This window comes from Corallococcus sp. CA054B, assembly GCF_003611625.1.
In the GTDB taxonomy this organism is placed as follows: domain Bacteria; phylum Myxococcota; class Myxococcia; order Myxococcales; family Myxococcaceae; genus Corallococcus; species Corallococcus coralloides.
In genome coordinates this window covers 62,904-69,124 of record NZ_RAVY01000024.1, presented here as the reverse complement: position 1 = coordinate 69,124, position 6,221 = coordinate 62,904, and the positions used below count along the sequence as shown (strand labels likewise).

The following is a 6,221-nucleotide window of genomic DNA, read 5'->3' as shown; positions in this document are numbered from 1 at the left end:
CCCCAGCCCCCGGCCGCGCCACGGGAGGACCGGGCCGGGCTCCGGCTGCGGCTGGGCCGGCTGCTCGCGTATGCCGCCAACGAGACCAGTCAGATCCTCCGCGACAAGGTCCGGCTGGCGTTCGCCTTCATCGGTTCGGCGGTGTTGATGCTCGTCTTCGGCTTCGGCATCACGACCGACGTCGAGAACATCCGCTATGCCGCGCTGGACCTGGACCAGTCGCCCGAGAGCCGCGCGTACCTGGAACAGTTCAGCGCGGCGAAGCCCTACTTCGCCCCGACCCCGCCAGCCCTGTCCGCGGACGAGGCGCTCCGCAGGCTCCAGTCAGACGACGTCTCGGTGGTGATGGAGATTCCGCCCCGCTTCGGCCTGGACCTCCGCCGGGGCTCCGGCCCCGAGGTGCTGGCGCAGGTGGACGGCGCCATGACCTTCCGTGGCGACACCGTCGAGCAATACGTCCAGGGGGTCCACAACCGGATGCTCCGGGATCCCGCGAGCGGCTTCCACTCCGCCAGCGCGCAGGAATACACGGCCAACATCGAAGAGCGCTACCTCTACAACCCCACCTTCAAGAGCATCTACTCCATCGTGCCGAGCGTCCCGGCGCTGCTGTTGCTGCTCATCCCGGCCATCCTCATGACGGTCAGCATCGTGCGTGAGAAGGAGCTGGGGTCCATCATCAACTTCTATGTCACGCCCACAGGAAGGCTGGAGTACCTGCTCGGGAAGCAGCTGCCCTACGTGGCCATCGGCATGGCCAACTTCTTCATCCTGACCGTGCTGGCGGTGGTCGTCTTCGGCGTCCCCATCAAGGGCAGCTTCCTGACGCTGGTGGTCTGCGCCCTGTTCTACGTCACGGCGACGACAGGCATTGGGATGGTGACGTCCACCTTCACCGGCAGCCAGGTGGCGGCCGTCTTCGTCACGGCCATCCTGACCATCGTGCCGACCATCCAGTTCTCCGGCCTGCTGCAGCCGGTCTCCACGCTCCAGGGTGGGGCCAAGGTCGTCGGCTCCATCTGGCCGGCCACCTATTACATGCACGCCAGCCTGGGCGCCTTCACCAAGGGGCTGGGCGCGGGCCTCATCCTGCGGGACGTCGCCTTCCTGGCCGTGTGCGTTCCCCTCCTTCTGGCCATCAGCGTCCTCGGCCTGAGAAAGCAGGAGAAGTAGCAGTGAACTCGCTGCTGAACATCCTGTGGCTCGGGCTCAAGGAGATCCGCAGCCTGCTCAGCGACGCGGTGCTGGTCGTGTTCGTCGTCTATGCGTTCACCCTGGCCATCTACGTCCAGGCCACGGGGACCTCCAGCGAGGTCAACAACGCCTCGATTGCCTTCGTCGACGAGGACGGCTCCGCGTTGTCCAAGGAGCTGCTCAACGCCTTCTATCCGCCCCGCTTCAAGTCGCCGGAGGTCATCATCGCGGATGACATCCAGCCGGACATGGACCGGGGCCGGTTCATGTTCGTCGTGGTGATTCCGCCGCGCTTCGAGCACGACCTGCGCGCGGGGCGCAATCCGGACGTCCAGCTGAACATCGACGCGACCGCCATGCAGCAGGCGGGCATCGGCTCCGGCTACATCAAGAACATCCTCAACGACCGCATCTCCTCCTTCCTCAAGCGCACGGAGCAGACGGGGCCCAAGCCCGTCAACCTCGTCGTCCGCAAGCTCTTCAACCCCAACGGGGTGTCGTCCTGGTTCAAGAGCGTGGTGGCCATCATCAATCAAATCACCCTGCTGACGGTCGTCCTCACGGGCGCGGCGGTCATCCGCGAGCGCGAGCACGGGACGCTGGAGCACCTGCTCGTGATGCCGCTGACCTCGTTCGAGATCGCCATGGCGAAGGTCTGGGCCAACAGCCTGGTGATTCTTGTCGCGACCGGGGCTTCGCTGTTCCTGGTCGTGCACCTGGTGCTGAAGGTGCCGTTCGCCGGCTCGGTGGTGCTGTGGTTCGTGGGCGTCGTGCTCTACCTGTTCTTCGCCACGGCGCTCGGCATCTTCCTGGGGACCATCTCCCGCTCGATGGCGCAGTTCGCGCTGCTCATCATCCTGGTGGTCCTGGTGCTGATGCTGCTTTCGGGCGGCAGCACGCCCGTGGAGAGCCAGCCGAAGTGGCTGCAATACGTCACGTACCTGCTGCCTGCCCGGCACTTCGTCAGCTTCTCGCAGGTCATCATCTACCGCGGCGGAGGGCTGTGGGCCGTCTGGCGCCAGTTCCTGATGGTGAGCGCGGTGGGCGTGGGGTTCTTCGTCTACAGCCTGGCGCTGTTCCGGAAGTCCATCGCGGTGAGCAAGTAGGGCCGGGCGCGCGGAGGCTCTATCCTGTCCCGCGATGCCATTTCTGCCCCGCCTCCACCTCTTCGAGTTCCTCGACCAGTCCTGGCTGCCCGCGCCGTTGCGCAGGGGCGAGGTCGACTACCTGCACGTCGTGCTCGACAAGACGCGCCCCTATGACGGCATGGCGACGCAGCTGGCGGAGCTGCTGCGCATGGCCGGCACGAACCGGATCGTCGACCTCTGCTCCGGCACCGGCGGTCCGTGGCGCACCCTGCTTCCGGTGATACAGAAGCAGAACGCCGAGGCCGAGGTGCTGCTCACCGACCTCCATCCCACGCCAGGACTGGAGCTGCCTCCGGGCGCGCACTACCGGGACACGCCGGTGGACGCCACGCGCGTCCCGGAGGAGCTGACGGGCGTGCGGACCCTCTTCGAGGCGTTGCACCACCTCCGCCCGAAGCAGGCCCGCGCCCTCCTCGAGGACGCCGTCGCGCGCCGGGTCCCCTTCGCCGCCTTCGAGCTCACGCAGCGCTCGCTGGTCTACATCTTCTTCCAGTTGCTGCTCGTCATCCCTCTGGTGTGGGGCTTCACCCCGCTCATCCGCCCCAGGCGCTGGTGGCGGTGGCTGTTCACCTACCTGGTGCCCATCATCCCCCTGCTCGTCCTCTGGGATGGCGTGGTGTCGTCGCTGCGGACCTACGCGCCAGAGGACCTGGAGAAGCTGACGGCGGGGCTCGACGCGAATGGGTACACCTGGCACATGGGCGTCCACCGCGCGCGGGGAATGGCCATCACGTACCTCATCGGCCAGCCCGGCGAATAAGGGGCGCCCCGCCCCGGTCTCGCGACACTCCCACCGCCTTGGGGTGCCCCTTGGAAGGCAAAGGCTTGCACCCCACCCTCCGCGCTTCTTGGACCGGGAGGCGTGGAGATGCATGCAAGGAATTGGTGTGCCCTGCTGTGGTTCAGTCTGGCAGGGGTGGGCTGTGGGGGATTGCAGGAGGCGGTGGAGAACGAATCCCGTGAGGTGACCGCCCAGGCATGTCCCCCTGGGGTGGCGGCCCGGGTGGCGACGCTCACGCCCCCGGGCTCCTCGGGCTTCATGGGGGAGCTCACGAACGTCCAGGGGACGCTCTACTTCGTCACCTCCGCCTTCGACACCGGTTCGCTCCTGTGGCGCAGCGACGGCACGGAGGTGGGAACCGTCCCGCTGAAGGCGTTTCCGGGGCCCCCCGGCGTCTATCAGCCCCAGAGCCTGGTCGCGGTGGGCAACAAGCTCTTCTTCCAGACCCGCACCGACACCACCGGCAATGAGCTCTGGATCAGTGACGGAACGGCGGGCGGGACCCAGCTGGTCAAGGACATCACTCCCGGAGCGGCGGACTCCAACCTGACCAACGCCACGGAGCTCAATGGCCGCCTGGTGTTCTTCCGCTGGGTGTCGCTGCCAGGAGGCGGAGCCCGGCCGGAGCTGTGGCGGTCCGATGGCACGGCGGCCGGCACGCTGCGGGTGAAGGACTTCGGCGGACTCACGAACCTGGGCTACTACACGTTGAAGGCTGGCAACGCGTTGCTCTTCATCTTCTCCGAGGACACGGGCACCACGCTGTGGCGCACCGACGGAACGCAGGCCGGGACGACCTCCGTCAAGCGGCTGGACGCGGGGAACACCTACCTCTCGGGGGTGAGCAGCCCGGGTGAGCCGCCATTGTTCATCCTGGAGGACGGCCCCAACTCCGAGGTGTGGAAGACGAATGGCACCGCCGCGGGGACCGTGCGACTGGAGTCCTTCGGCAGGCGCGTGCACCTGCTCGGGACGCTGGGCGCGTATGTCTATCTGACGTCCGTGGACAACCCGGTGACGAAGCGGCTGCGCATCGACCGGCTCTCGCTGAGCGGCGGCGGCAAGACGGGAATCACCACCCTGCCCAATCCCTACGCATCCGACGAGTACGCGTATCCCGCCGTGCGGTCGTCCGTGGTCTCCGGCAGCGACATCTACTTCTTCGTGAGCATCGGAAGCGATGCCCCCGTGCCCAGGGACGTATCGCTGTGGGCGACGAATGGGACCGCCGCGGGGACCCGCCTGCTCTTCGACAATCCCAATGTGGAGTACGGGTACCGCTACCCGTTGTTCGCCACCGGCACGGGTCAGGTCCTGTTCGGCAGCGCGCCGGACCCCCTCGGGCCCGTCTTCCCCTACTTCACCCGGGGCTCCGTGGCGACGCAGGGCCGGCTGGCGGACATCTACTTCCCGGATTCGTTCACCCGCGTGTCCAATCGCATCTTCTTCACCGCCCTCAACGGCGCCGACGAGGGCCAGCTGTGGTCCGTGCCGGCCACCTTCAGCTGCCCGCCCGGGCTGACCGAAGCGAGGGAGTAGGCAGGGACGACGCCGGGGCGCTGAGCCGCCCCGGCGTTGAGGTACACTCCGGCGCACTCGCTGGAATGCCCTCCGACCTGCTGGAAATCTCAGACCTCATCGTCGACTACGACGTCGCGACGCTCCAGCCCCGGCCGGTGTCTCGCTCCGCCGTGGTGGCGAGGCTCATGGCGAACGGACAGCGCTCCGCCGCGCGGCTCGTGCAGCGGCTGCCCGCGTCCCATGACACGCTCGACTTCGAGGCCTGCAGCCTGGCCCTGCTGCGCTCCCACATCGAGCTGCAGCGGCTGAGCGAGGAGTTCCTGCAGGCGGACCGCCTCCGCTGCGTGCTGCTGCCCCTGTTGCAGGCGCTGCGCGACTCCGGCGTGAAGCTTCCGCTGCGCATCGTCGATGTCGGCTGCGGGCTCGGATACGCCGTCCGCTCGCTCGCGGCGCATGGGCGGCTGGGACGCGACGTTGAAATCATTGGCTGCGACATGAACGTGACGCTGATTGAAAACGCCCGGCGGCTCGCGGAAGAGGAATCCCTCTCATGCGAGCTCCGGGTGGCGAACGCGTTCCAGCTGGAACAGCCCGGCCACATCTACATCTCCACGGGCGTCCTGCATCACTTTCGCGGGGCCGACCTGAACGCGTTCTTCGCCGGCCAGTGGCAGGGGCACGCCTTCGTCCACTACGACATCCAGCACTCGGTGCTCGCGCCCTGGGGTTCGTGGATGTTCCACCAGGCCCGCATGCGGGAGCCGCTCGCGCGCCACGACGGCGTGGTCTCCGCTCAGCGCGCCCATCCCACGCAGACGCTGCTGTCGGCGGCCCGGTCCGCCACGGGGTTCACCTGCGCGTCCCTGGACGGGGCGCGCAACCTCCTCGGCGCCATGCTCCGGCCCATGACCGCCACGCTGGGAACACGCGCGGAGCTGTGGGAACCGCTCCAGCGCCACCTGGGCCCGCTGCGCTCCCGGCTGGGGCCCACTTCATGAACGCTGGCCTTCCGGTGCTGCTCGCGCTGCTCTCCGTCACCGACGCCGCGTTCTGCGGCTTCCGGGTGGCCTCGGGACGGGATGCCCGCATCTTCAAGGCCGACTACAACCGGGCCGCCGTCCGCCGGGGGATGGGGCGGGGACTCTTCACGACCGCGCTGGTGGGTGCTGGCATCGCCGGGGCCTGCCTGTTCTCACCGGGCCTGTTCCCCCAATTGCTCGTCTGCGCGCAGGCGATCCTCTGGGTGCTCCTGCCGTACGCGACCCTGACGCTGATGGGCATGGGCGTCTGGGCCGCCGCGGAGGCCGATGTGCGGACCCTGGCGAGCGTGGTGGTCCTGGGGCCGTTCACGCTGATCCGCCCCTGGGTCATCGCCATGGCGGCCGTCGTCGGCGCGTGGAAGGCGCCGGGCTTCACCGCCGCGCTCGTCACCGTCGCGGCGTGCGGCGTCCAGCTCGCGCTCGAACCCTGGCTGAACGCCGGCATGCGGCCCCGGCTCCCCCTCGTCCGCAACGGGTAGGGACCCACCCTCACGGGGCGTACGTTACCGGCGGCCCCTCCAATCCATTACATTCACA

The 6,221-nt window shown here is 68.2% G+C and carries 6 protein-coding genes; all 6 read left to right on the top strand.

All coding sequences use genetic code 11. The annotated features are described in order from the left end of the window. The coding region (locus tag D7V80_RS09060) for an ABC transporter permease (protein WP_147447028.1) at positions 1 to 1,173 on the top strand (1,173 nt) is incomplete at its 5' end. Positions 1,174 to 1,175: 2 nt separating this feature from the next. Next, on the top strand, positions 1,176 to 2,300 hold the full coding sequence (locus D7V80_RS09055; RefSeq protein ID WP_120587774.1) for an ABC transporter permease: 1,125 nt from the start codon (positions 1,176 to 1,178) through the stop codon (positions 2,298 to 2,300). A 34-nt stretch (positions 2,301 to 2,334) separates the two neighbouring features. Continuing rightward, positions 2,335 to 3,102 (top strand): hypothetical protein, encoded by a 768-nt coding sequence (locus D7V80_RS09050; protein ID WP_120587773.1) that lies wholly within the window; start codon positions 2,335 to 2,337, stop codon positions 3,100 to 3,102. Positions 3,103 to 3,285: 183 nt separating this feature from the next. Next, positions 3,286 to 4,662: a hypothetical protein gene (locus D7V80_RS09045; RefSeq protein WP_233585222.1), complete on the top strand. Its 1,377-nt coding sequence runs from the start codon at positions 3,286 to 3,288 to the stop codon at positions 4,660 to 4,662. Between the two features lie 65 nt (positions 4,663 to 4,727). Further along, complete coding sequence (locus D7V80_RS09040; RefSeq protein ID WP_120587771.1) at positions 4,728 to 5,642, top strand: class I SAM-dependent methyltransferase; 915 nt, start codon at positions 4,728 to 4,730, stop codon at positions 5,640 to 5,642. After that, positions 5,639 to 6,163 (top strand): hypothetical protein, encoded by a 525-nt coding sequence (locus D7V80_RS09035; protein ID WP_147447027.1) that lies wholly within the window; start codon positions 5,639 to 5,641, stop codon positions 6,161 to 6,163. The genes D7V80_RS09040 and D7V80_RS09035 overlap by 4 nt, the downstream gene beginning before the upstream one ends. The last annotated feature ends 58 nt before the right edge of the window (positions 6,164 to 6,221 follow it).